The sequence below is a fragment of the Streptomyces sp. genome, from assembly GCF_019510245.1.
GTDB lineage: Bacteria > Actinomycetota > Actinomycetes > Streptomycetales > Streptomycetaceae > Streptomyces.
The window spans coordinates 24,691-41,047 of record NZ_JAEKKT010000140.1 but is presented as its reverse complement, the minus strand read 5'-3'; the positions used below and the strand labels follow the sequence as shown (position 1 = coordinate 41,047).

14 protein-coding genes are annotated in these 16,357 nt (G+C 71.5%); 5 read left to right on the top strand and 9 right to left on the bottom strand.

What is annotated here, in order from left to right; genetic code table 11:
• The first annotated feature begins 9 nt into the window (after positions 1-9).
• The 3 genes from JF597_RS22270 to JF597_RS22260 all read left to right on the top strand — a co-directional run bounded on the left by JF597_RS22270 (position 10) and on the right by JF597_RS22260 (position 4,174).
• Positions 10-2,763 carry a bifunctional YncE family protein/alkaline phosphatase family protein gene (locus JF597_RS22270; RefSeq protein WP_293997436.1) on the top strand — a complete coding sequence of 918 codons (2,754 nt, stop codon included), beginning with the start codon at positions 10-12 and terminating at the stop codon, positions 2,761-2,763.
• A gap of 149 nt (positions 2,764-2,912) precedes the next feature.
• Complete coding sequence (locus JF597_RS22265; protein WP_293997435.1) at positions 2,913-3,806, top strand: NAD(P)-dependent oxidoreductase; 894 nt, start codon at positions 2,913-2,915, stop codon at positions 3,804-3,806.
• 92 nt (positions 3,807-3,898) lie between these two features.
• Positions 3,899-4,174: a DUF1876 domain-containing protein gene (locus JF597_RS22260; RefSeq protein ID WP_089102439.1), complete on the top strand. Its 276-nt coding sequence runs from the start codon at positions 3,899-3,901 to the stop codon at positions 4,172-4,174.
• Between the two features lie 34 nt (positions 4,175-4,208).
• Here the strand turns inward: JF597_RS22260 and JF597_RS22255 are convergent, their stop codons facing one another.
• The 6 genes from JF597_RS22255 to JF597_RS22230 form a co-directional block, all read right to left on the bottom strand.
• Positions 4,209-5,378, bottom strand: coding sequence for a serine hydrolase domain-containing protein (locus JF597_RS22255; protein ID WP_293997433.1), 1,170 nt, complete (start codon positions 5,376-5,378; stop codon positions 4,209-4,211).
• Positions 5,379-5,492: 114 nt separating this feature from the next.
• Positions 5,493-5,897, bottom strand: a complete 405-nt coding sequence (locus JF597_RS22250; RefSeq protein WP_293997707.1) for an organic hydroperoxide resistance protein — start codon at positions 5,895-5,897, stop codon at positions 5,493-5,495.
• A 174-nt stretch (positions 5,898-6,071) separates the two neighbouring features.
• Entirely contained in the window at positions 6,072-6,545 is a 474-nt protein-coding gene (locus JF597_RS22245) for a MarR family transcriptional regulator (RefSeq protein WP_293997430.1), read from the bottom strand.
• A 10-nt stretch (positions 6,546-6,555) separates the two neighbouring features.
• Positions 6,556-7,320, bottom strand: coding sequence for an ABC transporter ATP-binding protein (locus JF597_RS22240; protein WP_293997428.1), 765 nt, complete (start codon positions 7,318-7,320; stop codon positions 6,556-6,558).
• Positions 7,308-8,069 carry a cobalt ECF transporter T component CbiQ gene (cbiQ, locus tag JF597_RS22235; protein ID WP_293997426.1) on the bottom strand — a complete coding sequence of 254 codons (762 nt, stop codon included), beginning with the start codon at positions 8,067-8,069 and terminating at the stop codon, positions 7,308-7,310. The genes JF597_RS22240 and cbiQ overlap by 13 nt, the downstream gene beginning before the upstream one ends.
• A gap of 1 nt (position 8,070) precedes the next feature.
• The gene (locus JF597_RS22230; RefSeq protein ID WP_293997423.1) at positions 8,071-9,105 is read right to left on the bottom strand and encodes an energy-coupling factor ABC transporter permease; all 1,035 of its coding nucleotides are present in this window, start codon (positions 9,103-9,105) and stop codon (positions 8,071-8,073) included.
• Positions 9,106-9,293: 188 nt separating this feature from the next.
• Here JF597_RS22230 and JF597_RS22225 point away from each other — a divergent pair, with 188 nt between their 5' ends.
• Complete coding sequence (locus JF597_RS22225) at positions 9,294-9,641, top strand: SsgA family sporulation/cell division regulator (RefSeq protein WP_293997421.1); 348 nt, start codon at positions 9,294-9,296, stop codon at positions 9,639-9,641.
• Between the two features lie 11 nt (positions 9,642-9,652).
• On the opposite strand, the gene JF597_RS22220 is transcribed toward JF597_RS22225, so the two are convergent.
• The 3 genes from JF597_RS22220 to JF597_RS22210 form a co-directional block, all read right to left on the bottom strand.
• Positions 9,653-11,323 carry a penicillin-binding transpeptidase domain-containing protein gene (locus JF597_RS22220; protein ID WP_293997419.1) on the bottom strand — a complete coding sequence of 557 codons (1,671 nt, stop codon included), beginning with the start codon at positions 11,321-11,323 and terminating at the stop codon, positions 9,653-9,655.
• Positions 11,324-11,425: 102 nt separating this feature from the next.
• Positions 11,426-13,036 (bottom strand): penicillin-binding transpeptidase domain-containing protein, encoded by a 1,611-nt coding sequence (locus JF597_RS22215; protein ID WP_293997416.1) that lies wholly within the window; start codon positions 13,034-13,036, stop codon positions 11,426-11,428.
• 143 nt (positions 13,037-13,179) lie between these two features.
• Positions 13,180-14,970, bottom strand: coding sequence for a phospholipid carrier-dependent glycosyltransferase (locus JF597_RS22210; RefSeq protein WP_293997414.1), 1,791 nt, complete (start codon positions 14,968-14,970; stop codon positions 13,180-13,182).
• Between the two features lie 129 nt (positions 14,971-15,099).
• On the opposite strand from JF597_RS22210, the gene rsmI reads away from it, so the two are divergent.
• A complete protein-coding gene (gene rsmI / locus JF597_RS22205) occupies positions 15,100-15,948 on the top strand; it encodes a 16S rRNA (cytidine(1402)-2'-O)-methyltransferase (RefSeq protein WP_293997412.1) in 849 nt (282 codons plus the stop codon).
• The last annotated feature ends 409 nt before the right edge of the window (positions 15,949-16,357 follow it).

Genomic DNA, 16,357 nt, shown 5'->3' with positions numbered 1-16,357 from the left:
AACAGTTCCGTGCAGGTAACCCGCCAGCGCCGGATCAACGAGAAGAAGCAGTTCCACCTCTTCGGCAGACACATCGGCCGCCGGACCCTGCTGGTGACGTCGGGTATCGCCGTCGCCCTCGGTGTCACCGGCACCGCGGTCGCCTCGACCTACCAGTTCGGCACCCAGCAGGTCGGCCAGACCACCGCCAACGGCCAGGTCGTCTCCGCCGACCAGTACATCAACCCCTACGGCACCCGCAGCGTCATCAACGACGGCAAGATCATGTCGTCGGTCGTCAGCCCGGACGGCACCCACCTCGCCGCCTCCGTCGCCGACGGCGACGCGTCCCTGGTCGTCGTGGACCTGGCGACCGGTCAGGTCAAGCAGAAGATCGGCACCAACGCCGCCGACGACCTGCGCATCAGCAGCGGCGCGGTGGGCCAGGAAGGCCCGACCTACTCGCCCGACGGCAAGCAGCTGTGGCTGGGCCAGGCGAACGGCTACACCAGGTTCACCGTCAACGCCGACGGCACCCTCGCCAACCCGACGGCCGTCACCATCGCGGCCGACGGCTCCAAGCAGGCGCTGGTGGGTGCGGCCGTGTTCTCCGCCGACGGCTCCATCGTGTACTCCGCGGTCAACGGCCAGAACAAGGTGGTCGCCATAGACGCGGCGACCGGCACGGTCAAGCAGACCTGGGCGGTCGGCAACGCCCCGCGCGGTCTCGCCCTGGTCGGCGGCAAGCTCTACGTCAGCAACGAGGGCGGGCGCCCGGCCAAGGCCGGCGACACCACCATCAACTCCTACGGCACCAACGTCGTGGCGAACCCGAAGACCGGCGCCAGCACCACCGGCACGGTCAGCGTCATCGACACCGCGGACCCGTCCGCCGCCGTCGGCAGCATCGACGTCGGCCTGCACCCCACCGCCGTGTACGCCAGCAAGGGCGCGGTGTTCGTCACCAACACCGCCGACAACAGCGTCTCGGTCATCGACAGCCGCAAGGACGAGGTCGTCCAGACCATCGCCACCCAGCCGTGGCCGGAGGCGTCCGTCGGCTACGAGCCGAACGCGGTCACCCTCACCGACGACGGCCGCCTCCTGGTGACCCTCGGCCGTGCCAACGCCGTCGCCGTCTACCGCTACACCTCCGCGCAGCAGCCCGCCCGCTACGTCGGCCTGATCCCCACCGACTACTACCCGTCGGGGATCACCGCCCTCGGCAAGGAGATCGTCGTCGCCAACACCCGCGGCGTCGACGCGCTCCGTCCCGACGCGGCCGGGCACAACACGCACGACACCACGTCGAGCCTCACCCGGTTCACGATGCCGAGCGACCAGGTCGTCAGGGCCGAGACGAACAAGGTGTTCAAGCAGAACGGCTGGACGTCCAACTCGGTCAGGACCGCGAAGAGCAACAGCCACAAGAAGGCCGTCCCGGTCCCGAGGCGGCTCGGCGACCCGTCGACGATCAAGCACGTCTTCCTGCTCGTCAAGGAGAACCGCACCTACGACCAGGTCTTCGGCGACCTCCCGCAGGGCAACGGAAACTCCTCGCTCACCCAGTTCGGCGAGAACGTCACGCCGAACCAGCACGCGCTGGCCCAGCAGTTCGGGCTGTACGACAACTTCTACGACATCGGCACCAACTCCGCCGAGGGCCACAACTGGCTGATGCAGTCGGACAACCCGGAGTACACCGAGTCGTCGGCCGGCGAGTACACCCGCAGCTACGACACCGAGGACGACGTCCTCGGCCACCAGAAGACCGGGTTCATCTGGACCGGAGCGCAGGCGGCCGGCAAGTCCGTGAAGGACTTCGGCGAGTTCCAGTCGTACGAGAGCAAGCCGGCCGGTGCGACCTGGCAGAACCTGTACTGCGACAGCAAGAACATGGCCGCGACCGGGGCCCAGACCGCCTACCCGATCAAGACGGGCTCGGCGATCCCCTCGCTCAACGACGTGTCGGTGCAGGGCTTCCCGCTGTTCGACCTCAACGTGCCCGACATCTACAAAGAGCAGATCTGGAAGCAGGACTTCGAGAAGAACGGCCCGGCGAACCTGAACATGTTCTGGTTCTCCAACGACCACACCGGCGGCCCCGCCAACGCCGCCGCCGAGGTCGCCGACAACGACCTCGCGGTCGGCCGCATGGTCGACGAGATCACCCACAGCAAGTACTGGAAGGACTCGGCGATCTTCGTCGTCGAGGACGACTCCCAGGCCGGCCTCGACCACGTCGACGGCCACCGCGCCCCGGTCCAGGTCATCAGCCCGTACGCCCAGCACGGCACGGTCGACGACCACTACTACTCGCAGATCACCATGGTCCGCACCATCGAGCAGATCCTCGGCGTGCACCCGATGAACCAGCTCGACAGCGCGGCCACCCCGATGTACGGGGCGTTCACCGGCAAGGCGGACGACACGCCGTTCACCGCGGTCCCGAACCGGACCTCGCTGACCCTCGGCGTGAGCCCGCAGCCGTCCTGCGGCTCGGACACCCCGGCGGCCCAGGACGCCCATGCGGCGGCCGCCCCGACCTCGGTCTCCGTGCCGGCGGCCGAGGCCAAGGTCGCGGCGCAGTGGAAGACGTGGGCCTCGCACCAGCGGCTGACGGGCAAGAACGCGGTGCCGGACTACGCGAACCCCACCCAGATGAACCGTTACACCTGGTACCAGACCCACAACTGGACCAAGCCCTACCCCGGCGACAAGAAGATCTACTCGCCGAACGACGTCCCCGGCGCCTACCTCCCGTCCGCGGAGAACGACGGCTGAGCCCGACCGTTCCCGCACCGGGACCCCGGCCGCGAAGGCCGGGGTCCCCGGCGTTTTCCGGCGCGCTGCCGGGATACCTGGACGCCGCGCGCCGGCCGGCCCGTGGTGCGTCAAGCTGGCTGCGGAACGTACGAGGACAGGGAGACGTCATGACCGACAAGCCGACCGTGGGCATGCTGGGCACCGGCATCATGGGCGCCGCGATGGCCCGCAACCTCCTGAAGGCCGGGCACACCGTCCGCGCGTGGAACCGCACCCGCGCCAAGGCCGAGCCCCTCGCGGCCGACGGCGCCCAGGTCACCGGCACACCGGCCGAGGCCGTCGAGGGCGCCGACGTGGTCCTGACCATGCTGTACGACGGCGCCACCGCCCTGGAGACCCTGCGCGAGGCGGCCGGGTCGCTGCGTCCCGGAGCCGTCTGGGTCCAGTCGACCACCGCGGGCCTCGACCAGATCCCCGCGCTGGCCGCGTTCGCCGCCGAGCACGGCCTGGTCTTCTACGACGCCCCGGTCCTCGGCACCCGCCAGCCCGCCGAGGCCGGGCAGCTCACCGTCCTGGCCGCGGGGCCGGAGCAGGGCCGGGAGAAGGCCACTCCCGTCTTCGACGCGATCGGTGCCCGCACGGTGTGGACCGGCGACGACGGGTCGACGGCCGCCGCGACCCGGCTCAAGCTGGTCGCCAACAGCTGGGTCCTCGCGGCCACGGCGGCGACCGGCGAGGTGGTCGCGCTGGCCCAGGGGCTCGGCGTCGACCCGCAGGACTTCTTCGACATCATCGAGGGCGGCCCGCTCGACATGGGCTACCTGCGGGCCAAGGCCGGGCTGATCCTCGGCGGCGGGCTGACCCCGCCGTCGTTCGCGGTGGACACGGCCGGCAAGGACGCCCGGCTGATCGTCGACGCCGGCGCGAGCCACGGGGTGCGCCTGGACGTCGCCGAGGCCGCCGCCGAACGCTTCGCCCGCGCCGCCGCCCTGGGCCACGCCGACGAGGACATGGCCGCCGCGTACTTCGCCAGCTTCGAGGACGGGCAGCCCGGGTCGTAGGCAGCGGACCGCGGGGCAGGGCCGACGTGACGGGCCGGGCCCCGAGGGAGCACCCTGGAAGCAGCGATTCCGGAGGTGGTCCCATGATGAACATGATGAAAACCGCTGTGGGATGGCATGTCGAGATGGAGTTCCTGGAGGACGACACGCACACGCGCGCGGTGGCCCTGGTGCGCCTGCCCGACGGTACCGAGGTACGGGCGCACGGCCACGCGAGCCGGCACGAGTCCGACAGCAACCAGCCCAGAGTCGGCGAGGAGATCGCCGGCGCCCGCGCCCTGAACGAACTGGCCATGCAGCTGCTGTCCAAGGCGCACGGCGAGATCGACGCACTGTCGGGACGGCACTCGCACCCGATCAACGTGTGAGCGGCGGACGCGGGAGCGCGGGTGCGTGCGGTGGTTACGACAGCGCCGTGCGCACCGCGCGCACCAGCGCCTGCGCCCGCGGGTCCGCCGTCACGCTCTTGCGGAAGCCGTTGGTGACATAGCCGAAGGCGATGCCCGACTCGGGGTCCGCGAAGGCGAGCGCGCCGCCGCGGCCCGGGTGCCCGAAGGAGCCGGGGGAGAGCAGCGGGGACGCGCTGCCGTGCAGCATGTAGCCGAGCCCGAAGCGGGTGGCGACGACCAGCACCCGGTCGGGACCGGCGGACTGCTCGGCGCGGGCCAGCTCCACGGTCCCCGGCGTGAACAGCCGCCTGCCGCCGTCGACGTCGCCGATCAGGGAGGCGTAGAAGCGGGCCAGGCCGTCGGCGGTGGCGATGCCGTTGGAGGCGGGCAGGGCGGCCGCGCGGTAGGCGGGGTCGTTCTCGTCCGGGAGCGGGCTGATCGCGCCGAACGCCCGGCGGGTCAGCGAATCGGGGTCGGCGTACGCCTCGGAGACGGCCCGCTTGGGGCGGGTCCTCAGCGCGCCCGCGGTCTCCGGCGCCGGCGCGGGCCCGACACGCCCGACGCGCCCCTGCTCCGCCTCCGGCAGCCCGAGCCACAGCCCGGCGCCGAGCGGTCCGGCGATCTCGTCCGCGATCCACTCGCCGACGGTCCGCCCGGTCACCCGCCGTACCAGCTCGCCCGTCAGCCAGCTGTACGTCTGCGCGTGGTAGCCGTGGTCGGTGCCCGGCTCCCACACCGGCGCCTGTGCCGCCACGGCGGCCGCGCCGAGGTCGGGATCGGCGGCCTCCGCGGGTGTGAGCGGCCGGTCCAGCACCGGTACGCCCGCGGAGTGCGCGAGCAGCTGCCGTACCAGCGTCCGCTCCTTGCCGGCCGCCTTGTACTCCGGCCAGTGGGCACCGACCGGCGCGTCCAGGTCCAGCTCCCCGCGCTGGTGCAGGAGCAGCAGGACGGCGGCGGCGACGCCCTTGGTCGCCGAGCGCACGATCTGGGCGGTGCCGCGCTCCCACGGCGCGTCCCCGGCGTCCCCGTCGAAGTCCCGGGTACCACCCCACAGGTCCACGATGCGGTGTCCGTCCCGGTACACGGCCACCGCCGCGCCCCGGTCCCCGAGCAGCTCGAAGTTGCTCGCGAACGCGTCCCTGACCGGCTCGAAGCCCGCCGCCACGGTGCCGTGCACGTCCACGTCCGGATCCCTCCGCCCACTCGTCGGTGACAGTGAGGGAAACATGGCCGCGGAGCTCCGGATTCCTCGGTACGACGTGGTCTGCGGCACGTGCCCGGGGCCGGCCGGGCGCGGTCAGCCGAGCACGATCGTCACCTCGATGTTCCCGCGGGTGGCGTTCGAGTACGGGCACACCTCGTGGGCGGCGTCCACCAGCTTCGCCGCGATGTCCGCGTCCAGCACCGGGAGCGAGACGCTGAGCGCGACCGCGAGGCCGTAGCCGCGCTGCTTGTTGGGGCCGATGCCCACCTTCGCGGCGACCGTGGAGCCGGTCAGGTCGTACCCCGCGCGGTTGCCGACGAGGATCAGCGCGTTGTGGAAGCAGGCGCTGTAGCCGGCCGCGAACAGCTGCTCCGGGTTGGTGCCGTTGCCGTCCCCGCCCAGCTCCGGCGGCATCGCGACCTTGAGGTCGATCTGGCCGTCCTGACTGCTCACATACCCGTTCCGGCCGCCGTGCGCGGTCGCCTCGGCGACATACATGATCTTCGTCGGACGAGAGTCGACGGTGGCGCCTTCGATCACGGCGGGACCTCCCCCAGGGCGGAAACGGTGGTGGGCAACACAGAAGTGTGCAAGCACATCGTGCACAAGGTACCGACCGGTAGGAACCCCTGTGGCTACCAGGGGGTGGAAACCGTGGGTAACAGCTGTCGTCTATAACGGCCGCAGGGCCGCCCGGCCCGCCCGCTGCGCGAGGTCCCGCAGCTCCTCGCGCAGCCGGGCCACCTCGGTCCCGCCGAGCCCCGTCGTCGTGAGCAGGGCGCCGGGGATGCGGGCCGCGCGCTCCCGCAGTTCCTCCGCGCGTCCGGTGCACGCCACGAGCACCGAGCGCTCGTCCCGCTCCGAGCGCTCCCTGCGCACCAGCCCCGCCCCCTCCAGCCGCTTCAGCAGCGGCGACACCGTGCCGTAGTCGAGCCGGAGCGCCTCCGCCAGTTCCTTCACCGTGGTCTCGCCCCGCTCCCACAGGACGAGCAGCACGAGGTACTGCGGGTAGGTGAGCCCGAGTTCGTCGAGGAGCGGGCGGTAGGCGGCGGTCACGGCGCGCTGCGCGGCGTACAGCGCGAAGCACAGCTGGTCGTCCAGCCGCGGCGGCCCCACGGGGGTCCCGGCGTCCTCTTGATGCGTCACGCGCCCATTGTCACGGACGCGGGACGAACCCGAAGGGCAGTTCCAGCCGGTGGGCGCGCATCAGGGCGTCGTCGGCCAGGAGTTCCGCGGTGGGCCCGTCGGCGGCGATCGTGCCGTCGCTGAGCACCAGGGAGCGCGGGCACAGCTCCAGGGCGTACGGCAGGTCGTGGGTGACCATCAGGACCGTCACGTCCAGGGAGCGCAGGATGTCGGCGAGTTCGCGCCGGGAGGCCGGGTCGAGGTTGGAGGAGGGTTCGTCCAGGACGAGGATCTCCGGTTCCATGGCGAGGACGGTCGCCACCGCCACCCGGCGGCGCTGCCCGAAGGACAGGTGGTGCGGCGGGCGTTCGGCGAAGCCGGCCATCCCGACCTGCTCCAGGGCGGTACGCACGCGTGCCTCCAGCTCCGCGCCCTTCAGCCCGGCCGCCGCCGGCCCGAACGCCACGTCCTCGCGGACCGTCGGCATGAACAGCTGGTCGTCCGGGTCCTGGAAGACGATGCCGACCCGACGCCTGATCTCCGCCATGTGCCGCCTGCCGACGGGCAGTCCGGCCACCGTCACCGTGCCCGTGCCGCCGCTCAGGATGCCGTTGAGGTGCAGCACGAGGGTGGTCTTGCCGGCGCCGTTCGGCCCGAGCAGCGCGACCCGTTCGCCGCGCGCGACGCAGAAGTCCACGCCGAACAGTGCCTGGTGCCCGTCGGGGTAGGCGTAGGCGAGGCCGGAGACCTCCAGGGAGGCGGGAGCGGAGGCGGAAGCAGCGGTCACAGGGCCCACCCCGACAGGCGGACGACGAGGGCGGACAGCGGCAGCGCGAGGGCGTACGACCACTCGGCCCGGGACGCGGTCACCTCGTCGATGACCGGCATCGAACCGGAGTAGCCCCGGCTCACCATGGCCAGGTGGACGCGCTCCCCGCGTTCGTAGGAGCGGATGAACAGCGCACCCGCGGACTTCGCGAGCACGCCCCAGTGGCGCACACCCCGCGCCTCGAAGCCGCGCGATCGGCGGGCGATCCGCATCCGGCGCATCTCGTCGGTGATGACGTCGCCGTAGCGGATCATGAAGGAGGCGATCTGGACGAGCAGCGGCGGCAGCTTCAGCCGCTCCAGGCCGAGGAGCAGCTCGCGCAGCTCCGTGGTGGCCGCCAGGAGGACGGAGGCGGCGACGCCCAGCGTCCCTTTCACCAGGACGTTCCAGGCGCCCCACAGGCCGTTCACGCTGAGCGGGAGGCCCAGCACGGCCACCCGCTCGCCCTCCGCGACGAACGGCAGCAGCACGGCGAAGGCGACGAACGGCACCTCGATCAGCAGCCGCTTCAGCAGGAAGCCGGCGGGCACGCGCGCGTGGTGCGCGACGACCGCGAGCAGCACTGCGTACAGCGCGAACGCCCACATCGCCGTGCGCGGGGTCGAGACCACGACGACCACGAAGGCGAGGACGGCGGCGAGCTTGGTGTGCGGCGGGAGCGCGTGCACGCGCGAGTGCGCGTGCAGGTAGAGCCGGTGCGTGTGCCCGACACCCACGTCAGCGCACCTCCGGAAGTGCGCCGGTACGGCGCCTGCGCACCGCCCAGAACACCGCGCTGCCCGCGACCACGGTGGTGCCGACCCCGATGACGCCCGCGAGGCCCCCGGAGAGCCGGGCGTCGGAGACGTCCTCGACGCCGTAGTCGGCGAGCGGGGAGCCGGCCGAGGCGTGCTCCTTCGTCTTCGTGTCGAAGCCGTGGTCGTGGGCGACCTTCTCCAGGCCGTCGGGGCTGGCGGAGGCGTAGTGGCTGACGAACCCGGCGAGCACCAGGGAGGTCGCCAGGCCGCTGATCCACAGCGCGCGGCGGGAGGTGCGCGCCGCGACGGGCGCGGTCGGCTCCGGCGCGTCCACCAGGACGCCGTTCACCCGCAGCTTCAGCCCTTGCCGCAGGCCGCGCGCCCCGTACACCAGGTCGGGGCGTACGGCGAGGACCGCGCCGACCGTCAGTGCGGTGATCGCGGCCTCGCCGACGCCGATGAGGACGTGCACGCCGATCATCGCGCCGGCCACCTTGCCGATGGCGACGTCGGTGGTGCCGCCGACCGAGTACAGGAGCGTGAAGGCGGCGGCGGCGGCGGGCACGGAGAGCAGGGCGGCGACGAAGGCGGCGCCGGTCACCGAGCGCCGGGAGCGGGGCAGGACCTTCAGCAGGCCGCGGAAGACGGCGTAGGCGACCACGGTGGTCACGATCGCCATGTCGGTGATGTTGAGGCCGAGCGCGGTCAGCCCGCCGTCCGCGAACAGGATGCCCTGCATGAGGAGGACCACGGACACGCACAGGACGCCGGTGTAGGGGCCGACGAGTATCGCGGCGAGCGCCCCGCCCAGCAGATGGCCGCTTGTTCCGGCCGCGACGGGGAAGTTGAGCATCTGTACGGCGAAGATGAACGCCGCCACCAGGCCGGCCAGCGGCGCGGTGCGCTCTTCGAGTTCACGGCGGGCGCCGCGCAGGCCGACCGCGAGGGCGCCGGCCGCGACCACCGCCGTGACCGCGGACGTGGGGGCGTCGATGAATCCGTCAGGTACATGCACGGTTCGATTTTAGGACTGTATTGCGAACCTTTTGCAAGAGCGAGAAGGAAGCGAGAAGGCCGTCGCATCCGGAATCGTGAGCAGGGATGCGGCGGCCTCGTCAAGCACAATACGGAAAATGTGCGACATTGGATGAGAAAGCGGATGCACAACTTTCGCACAGGTCACGGAGCGTAGAGGGCAGTCCGATGTCTGTAGTCGAGCAGTATGCGCGAGCCCACATCGTCACGGACGAGGACGCGCGGGACGAGCCGCCCGCGGTCCCCGTCGTCCTGCGCTACGACCCCGACGCCGATCCGCGGTCGGTACAGGTCGGCCTGCCCGGCACGGACGAGTGGACGTTCTCGCGCTCGCTGCTGGAACAAGGCCTCAGGGCGCCCGCGGAGAGCGGCGACGTACGCGTGTGGCCGCTCGGGCGGGTCCAGGCCGTGGTGGAGTTCCACTCCGACCACGGCACCTCGGTGGTGCAGTTCGAGTCGAAGGCGCTGCTGCGGTTCCTGAGGCGGACGTACATGGCGACCCCCGTGGCCGGCTGACGCCCTCCCCGCTACAGCGAGGCGCCGAGCTTCAGCAGTGCCGCCACGATCGGTCCGGCCGTGTCGCCGCCGTGCCCGCCCGCCTGGACCACGCCCGCCGCGGCGAAGTCCCCGCAGTACGCGGTGAACCAGCCGTTCGGCTTCTTCTGCCCGTCGACCTCGGCCGAGCCGGTCTTGGCGCCGCAGCTCGAACTCAGGCCCGACATCGCCTTGGCCGCCGTACCGTACGCCGCCGTGTACTGCATGACCTCCTTGAGCTGCGACTGCGTCTTCGACGACATGGTGCGCGAGGCCTTCGCGATCGTCCGGTTGTCGACGCTCGGGGCGACCAGGTACGGCTGGTGGAAGGAGCCGGTGTCCACCGTGGCCGACACCGACGCCATGTTCAGCGGGTTCATGCGTACCCCGCCCTGCCCGATCAGCGAGGCTCCCATCTGCGCGCCGCTCTGCACCGGGACCGAGCCGTCGAAGGTCGGGACGCCGATGGCCCAGTTGTTCATGCCGAGGCCGTAGACCTGCTGCGCCTCGGTGGTCAGGTCGCTGTTGGAGAGCTTGGGCGCGAAATCGATGAAGGCGTTGTTGCAGGAGGCGCCGAAGCTCAGCTTGAACGTGCCCTTCTTGATCTCGGAGTCGTCGTCGTTGTGGAACGTCCAGCCGGCGAGCTTGTACGTCTTCGGGCAGGGGTGCGAGGCGTCCGGGGTGATCAGCCCCTTCTCGAACAGCATGGTCGACGTGACGATCTTCATCGTGGAGCCGGGCGCGAGCGAGCCCTGGAAGGCCACGTTGAAGCCGTGACTGGAGTTGGCGACGGCGAGGACCTCGCCGGTCGACGGGCGCATCATCACGACCGAGGCGTTCTTCTGCGTCATGACCTGCTTCTCGGCGGCCGCCTGCAGCGTCGGGCTGAGCGTCGTCTTCACGGTGCCCGGGGTGCCCTTGCTGAGCTCCAGGAGCGTCTTGTCGGACAGCTTCGCCTTCTCCGACGCCGCGCCGCGCACCACGCGCAGTTCGACGCCCGCCTTGCCGCCGGCCTTCTTGCCGAACTTCTCCCGCAGCCCGTCGAGGACCGAGCCCAGTGACGGGTACTTGGCGGTGGTGATCTCCCCGCCGTCGCGGTCCAGGGCCTTGATCGGCGGGGTGCCGGACGCGCCGGTGACCAGGGTGTCGCCGTCCGCGAGGTCCGGGTGGACGACCGCGGCGTGCCAGTTCACCACCGGCTTGCCGTCGCTGGTCCGGCGGATCACGGTGAAGGCGGAGTCGTACGACAGGGGCTTGCTGACGCCCTTGTACGACACGGTCGCCTTGACGGAGAACGGGACCTTGCCGCCGGTGCGGGTGCCCTCGGTGAGGGTGACGCCCGTGACGTGGGCGTCCTTGGTGTAGCCGGTGAGGAGCTTGATGCAGGCCTTGCTGTCGTCCGTGACGGCGGCGGCCTGCGTGACCTTGCCCTGCTGCCAGGACGACAGGAAGGTGCGCGCCGTCGTCTGCACCTCGGCGGCGGACAGCGGGCCGGTCTTGACGGGCTTGTGGTCGGCCGTCTTCGCCGTCGACGCGTCGGCGGCCCCGCCGTCGTAGAGCGCGTACAGGCCGAAGCCCACGCCGCCGACGACGACGGCGATCACCCCGCCGATGACGGCGGGTCTGTGCTTCCGTCGCTCGGCGACGCGCCTTCTCTTGCCCACTGGTCCGTTCCTCCGCGCATTCCCCAGGGTCCCCGTCGCCCCGTAGCCCTCACGCTCCCCAACGACGGCACCAGCCTAGAGTCCCGGCCTGTGGGGGTGACGTCAGCCTCCGATCCGTAGCACGCTTGCGACAATCGGACCGGCCGCGTCGATGCCGTGGCCGCCGTCCTGGGTCATGGCCGCGGCCGCGACGTCGTTGCGGTAGCCGGCGAACCAGCTGTTCGACTTGGACTGGCCGTCTACCTCCGCCGAGCCCGTCTTGGCGCCGATGCTGCCGCTCAGCCCGCGCATCACCCCGGCCGCGGTGCCGCTGGTCGCGGTGCGGTTCATCATCGCGCGCAGCTGGCCGACCGTGGCGGGCGACAGACCCTTCGCGGTGGCCAGTTCACGGCCGTCCAGCTTCTGCGCGACGAGCACCGGCTGCCGGAAGGTCCCGGTCATCGCGGTCGCCGCCACCGACGCCATGTTCAGCGGGGACATCTGCACCTGGCCCTGGCCGATCAGGTTGGCCGCGGTGTCCGGGCCGCCGGAGGCGGGGACCCGGCCGTCGAAGCTCGGGACGCCCACCTTCCAGTCGTTCTTCCCGAGCCCGAACCGGTCCTCGGCCTCCTTGGTCAGCGAGTCGACCTGGACCGAGTCCGCGTACTTCACGAACGCCGTGTTGCAGGAGCGCGCGAAGCTGTCCGAGAGGGTGGCCTTCTCGTCCGGCTGGAGTCCCTTGAGGTTGCTGAAGGTCTGGCTCTGCCAGGTCGCGGTCGGCGGGCAGGGCGCCGGGCCGTTAGCCGTCGTCAGGCCGGTGTCGATGAGGGTGGCCGCGCTGATGATCTTCATGGTGGAGCCGGGCGCCAGCTCGCCGAGGAAGGCCGCGTTGAAGCCGTCCTCGCGGTGGTTGGCGACCGCCAGCACCTCGCCGGTGCTGGGCTTGACGGCCACCACCGAGGACTCGGCGTACTTCGTCACCGCGGTCTCGGCGGCGGCCTGCACGCGCGCGTCGAGCGTCGTCCGCAGCTTGCCCGCCCGGCCCTCCTTGAGGGTCAGCAGCGTGGTGTCGGCGGACTCCTGGGACGCGTGCTGGATGACCAGCTCCACGCCGGGCGTGCCGCCCGCCTTGTCGCCGTACCGGCTGCGCAGCTCGTCCAGGATCGGGCCCAGCGACGGGTACTTGTCCTTCGTGAGGACCGTGCCGTTGCGGTCCACGGCCTCGATGGGCGGGCTGGCCGCCTCGCCGGTGGACAGGGTGTCGCCGCGCTTCAGCTCCGGGTGGACCACCGACGGGGCCCAGTCGACCAGCGCGCGGTGCGTGGTCTCGCCGCGCACGATCGTCAGGCGGCTCCTGTAGGCGAGCGGCTTGGACGTCCCGCCGTAGGACACGGTCGCCTTCACGCTGTACGGGACGGTGGCGCCGGTCGCCTTGCCGGGCGTGATGTGCACGTCCTCGATGTGCGCCACGTCGCTGAAGGAGGTGAGCACCGGTTCGGCGTCGGCGGAGTCGTTCGTGTACGACGCCGCGGTCGCCGACTGGCCCTTCTCCCAGGCCGCGAAGAACTTCTGCGCGGTGTCCTCGATCTCGTCCTTCGTCGGCGGCCCGGTCCGCACGGCCGGTGTGCTGTCACCGTGCAATGCCGACAGGACGTTGTAGGCGCCGTACCCGCCCCCGCCCAGCACGGCTGCGCAGACGCCGCCGATCAGGGCGCCCTTGACCCCCTTGCGCATGGTCCGAAAGTCCCTCCCCGTGAGCTTTTGCGCATTTTGTGAACGCGTTCAAAAGCTGGTCGTGACTCGCACTGTAGGTCGTTGTGGGGCCCCTGTGGCAGGGGTTGACCGATTGTTGGCCGAACGGGGATCAGGGATGTGGCTCACACCCACGTATCGAGCCACATCCGTGAACGCCAGGAATCTATGGGGATCGCCGTGCCCGTGTACAGCGGCCAGAAGTAGATGAAGTTCCAGGCGATCAGGAGCACCAGGACGCCCGCGCTCGATGCGCCGACCAGTCGGCGGGTGTCGCTGGAGCCCGGTGGGCCGATGATCGCGCCGATCATCATCGCCACCGCGAGGCACAGGAACGGCACGAAGACGACGGCGTAGAAGAGGAAGATCGTGCGCTCCTGGTACATGAACCAGGGCAGGTAACCGGCCGCGATGCCGCACGCGACGGCGCCCGCCCGCCAGTCGCGCCGGAACGCCCACCGCCACAGGACGTAGGCGATCGCGAAGCAGGCCGCCCACCACAGCAGCGGGGTGCCGATCGCCAGCACCTCACGGGCGCACTTCTGGCCGGCGTCCGACGGGCAGCCGTCCACGCCCGGGGAGGGCGACTCGTAGTAGTACGACACCGGGCGGCCCAGCACCAGCCAGGACCACGGGTTCGACATGTACGTGTGGGGCGACGACAGGCCGACGTGGAACAGGTACACCTCGTGCTCGTAGTGCCACAGGCTGCGCAGCCAGTCCGGCAGGAACGTCCAGTTGCCGCCCTTGCCGTCGGTGGCCGCCCAGGTGCGGAAGTAGCCGCCGGTGCCGTCGGTGGGGGAGAGGATCCAGCCGATCCAGGACGTCAGGTAGACGGCGATCGCCACCGGGACCGTCGCGAGGAACGTGATCCCCGTGTCGTGCGCCAGGACCGCCTTGTACGGGTGCCGGGCACCGGCCACCCTGCGGGCGCCGACGTCCCACAACAGCGCCATCAGGCAGAACGCGGCCAGGATGTAGAGGCCGTTCCACTTGGTGCCGATCGCGAGGCCCAGCAGCACGCCCGCGGCCCAGCGCCAGGGCCGCCACCCGAAGCGGAAGCCGTCGGCCACGCGCGCGTCCGGCCGGACCCGGCCGTCCGCGTCCGGCGGCAGGGCGGCCGCAAGCTTCGCCCGCGACCTGTCCCGGTCGATGACCAGGCAGCCGAACGCGGCCAGCACGAAGAACATCAGCACCCCGTCGAGCAGCGAGGTGCGGCTCATCACGAAGTGCAGCCCGTCCACCGCCATCAGCCCGCCCGCCAGGCAGCCCAGGAAGGTGGACCGGAACATCCGGCGCCCGATCCGGCACAGCAGCAGCACGCTCAGCGTGCCGAGCAGCGCCGTCATGAACCGCCAGCCGAACGGGTTGAAGCCGAAGATCAGCTCACCGAGCCCGATGACGTACTTGCCGACCGGCGGGTGCACGACGTACGCCGCGTCCACCGGGATGCCGACGTGACCGGCCTTCTGCAGGATCAGGTCGTTGGCGTTCTTGTCCCAGTTGACCTCGAAACCGCGGTGGACGAGCGCCCACGCGTCCTTCGCGTAGTACGTCTCGTCGAATATCACCGCCTTGGGACTGCCCAGGTTCCAGAACCGCAGCAGGCCCGCCATCAGCGTCACCAGCAGCGGACCGCCCCAGCCCGACCAGCGCGTGATCCGCTCGGCGAGCACCGGGGGCACCCCCAGGGCGAGCCACAGCCGGGAGCCGGGCTGCGCGTACGGCGGCACCAGGCGGTCGACGACGTCGGCGTGCGCGCCGGACCCGGCGGCGCCTCTGCCCCCGGGGGCGGGCGCCGAGTGCGCCGGGCTCGCCGGGTAACCGAACCGGCGCAGCCGCTGCTGCCACGTCGGCCGCTCGTCGAGCGCTGCCTGGCCCTGCCGGGTGTCCGTGGAGGACGCGGTACTGGTCACCGCGCCATCGTAGGGAACCGTTCTGTGTGAGTCCCGTGCAATGGGGCTTCACGGTGGGTTCCTTTGCGTTCACCGCCGCGGGCGGCCGCCGGGGACGGCGCTGTCGGTGGCGGCTGCGAGGATGGAGGCGTGACTGGAACCCTTGTCCTCGCAGGCACCCCCATCGGCGACGTCGCGGACGCGCCGCCCCGGCTCGCCGCGGAGCTGACCGGCGCCGACGTGATCGCGGCCGAGGACACGCGGCGGCTGCGGTGGCTCACCCAGGCGTTGGGCGTGACGCCCAAGGGGCGCGTGGTGTCGTACTTCGAGGGCAACGAGGCGGCCCGCACCCCGGAGCTGGTCGAGGAACTGGTCGGCGGCGCGCGCGTGCTGCTCGTGACCGACGCCGGGATGCCGTCCGTCTCCGACCCCGGCTACCGGCTGGTCGCCGCCGCCGTGGAGAAGGAGGTCCGGGTCACCGCCGTGCCGGGGCCGTCCGCCGTGCTCACCGCGCTCGCGCTGTCCGGGCTGCCCGTCGACCGGTTCTGCTTCGAGGGGTTCCTGCCGCGCAAGGCCGGCGAGCGCCGCTCGCGCCTCCAGGAGGCCGCCGAGGAGCGCCGCACCCTCGTCTACTTCGAGGCCCCGCACCGCCTCGACGACACCCTCGCCGCGATGGCCGAGGTCTTCGGCGCCGAGCGGCGGGCCGCCGTCTGCCGTGAGCTGACCAAGACGTACGAGGAGGTGCGGCGCGGTCCGCTTGCGGAGCTGGCGGTGTGGGCCGCCGAGGGGGTGCGCGGCGAGATCACCGTCGTCGTCGAGGGCGCGCCCGAGCGGGGGCCGGAGGAGCTCGACGCGGAGGAGCTGGTGCGGCGCGTGCGGGTGCGGGAGGAGGCGGGGGAGCGCCGCAAGGAGGCGATCGCGGCGGTGGCGGTGGAGGCCGGGATTCCCAAGCGGATCGTGTTCGACGCCGTGGTCGCCGCGAAACGCTCCGCTGAGTAGGCGCCGAGTTTTCCGGGAGCGCCATTGTGGTTGCTCCTGTGCAGCGGACCGCGGGCCGTGGACGGCTGGTCGCGCAGTTCCCCGCGCCCCTGACGGGGCGCCTCGGGACCGGCGTTGTGTGGGGGCGCTCCTTGATCTCTGAGCAGGTCGCTTCTCGGCTGAGCGTGCGCCCCTGACCTGCGGTGATGTGTCCTCTGAGCGGGGCGCTTCTCCTCTGAGCACGCGCCCCACGGGACGGTAAAGCGGGGGCGGGAAACGCAAAGCCCAGCCCCCTGTGGCGAGGCCCGTTTGGCAAGCCGGATCCAAATCGCCTCCAACACTCGGCAGGCCTGTCGCATTCGCGCCGGTGAAGGCGTCCACTGGTCAGCAGGGACGCACCCGTCCCTCACCCCCATGGGATTCCGGGGGG

Excerpts from the sequence above, each read along its gene's own strand:
- JF597_RS22265 (WP_293997435.1), top strand. The coding sequence starts at position 2,913 with ATGACCGACAAGCCGACCGTGGGCATGCTGGGCACCGGCATCATGGGC.
- JF597_RS22260 (WP_089102439.1), top strand. The coding sequence starts at position 3,899 with ATGATGAAAACCGCTGTGGGATGGCATGTCGAGATGGAGTTCCTGGAG.
- JF597_RS22250 (WP_293997707.1), bottom strand. The coding sequence starts at position 5,897 with ATGTATGTCGCCGAGGCGACCGCGCACGGCGGCCGGAACGGGTATGTG.
- JF597_RS22225 (WP_293997421.1), top strand. The coding sequence starts at position 9,294 with ATGTCTGTAGTCGAGCAGTATGCGCGAGCCCACATCGTCACGGACGAG.
- JF597_RS22215 (WP_293997416.1), bottom strand. The coding sequence starts at position 13,036 with ATGCGCAAGGGGGTCAAGGGCGCCCTGATCGGCGGCGTCTGCGCAGCC.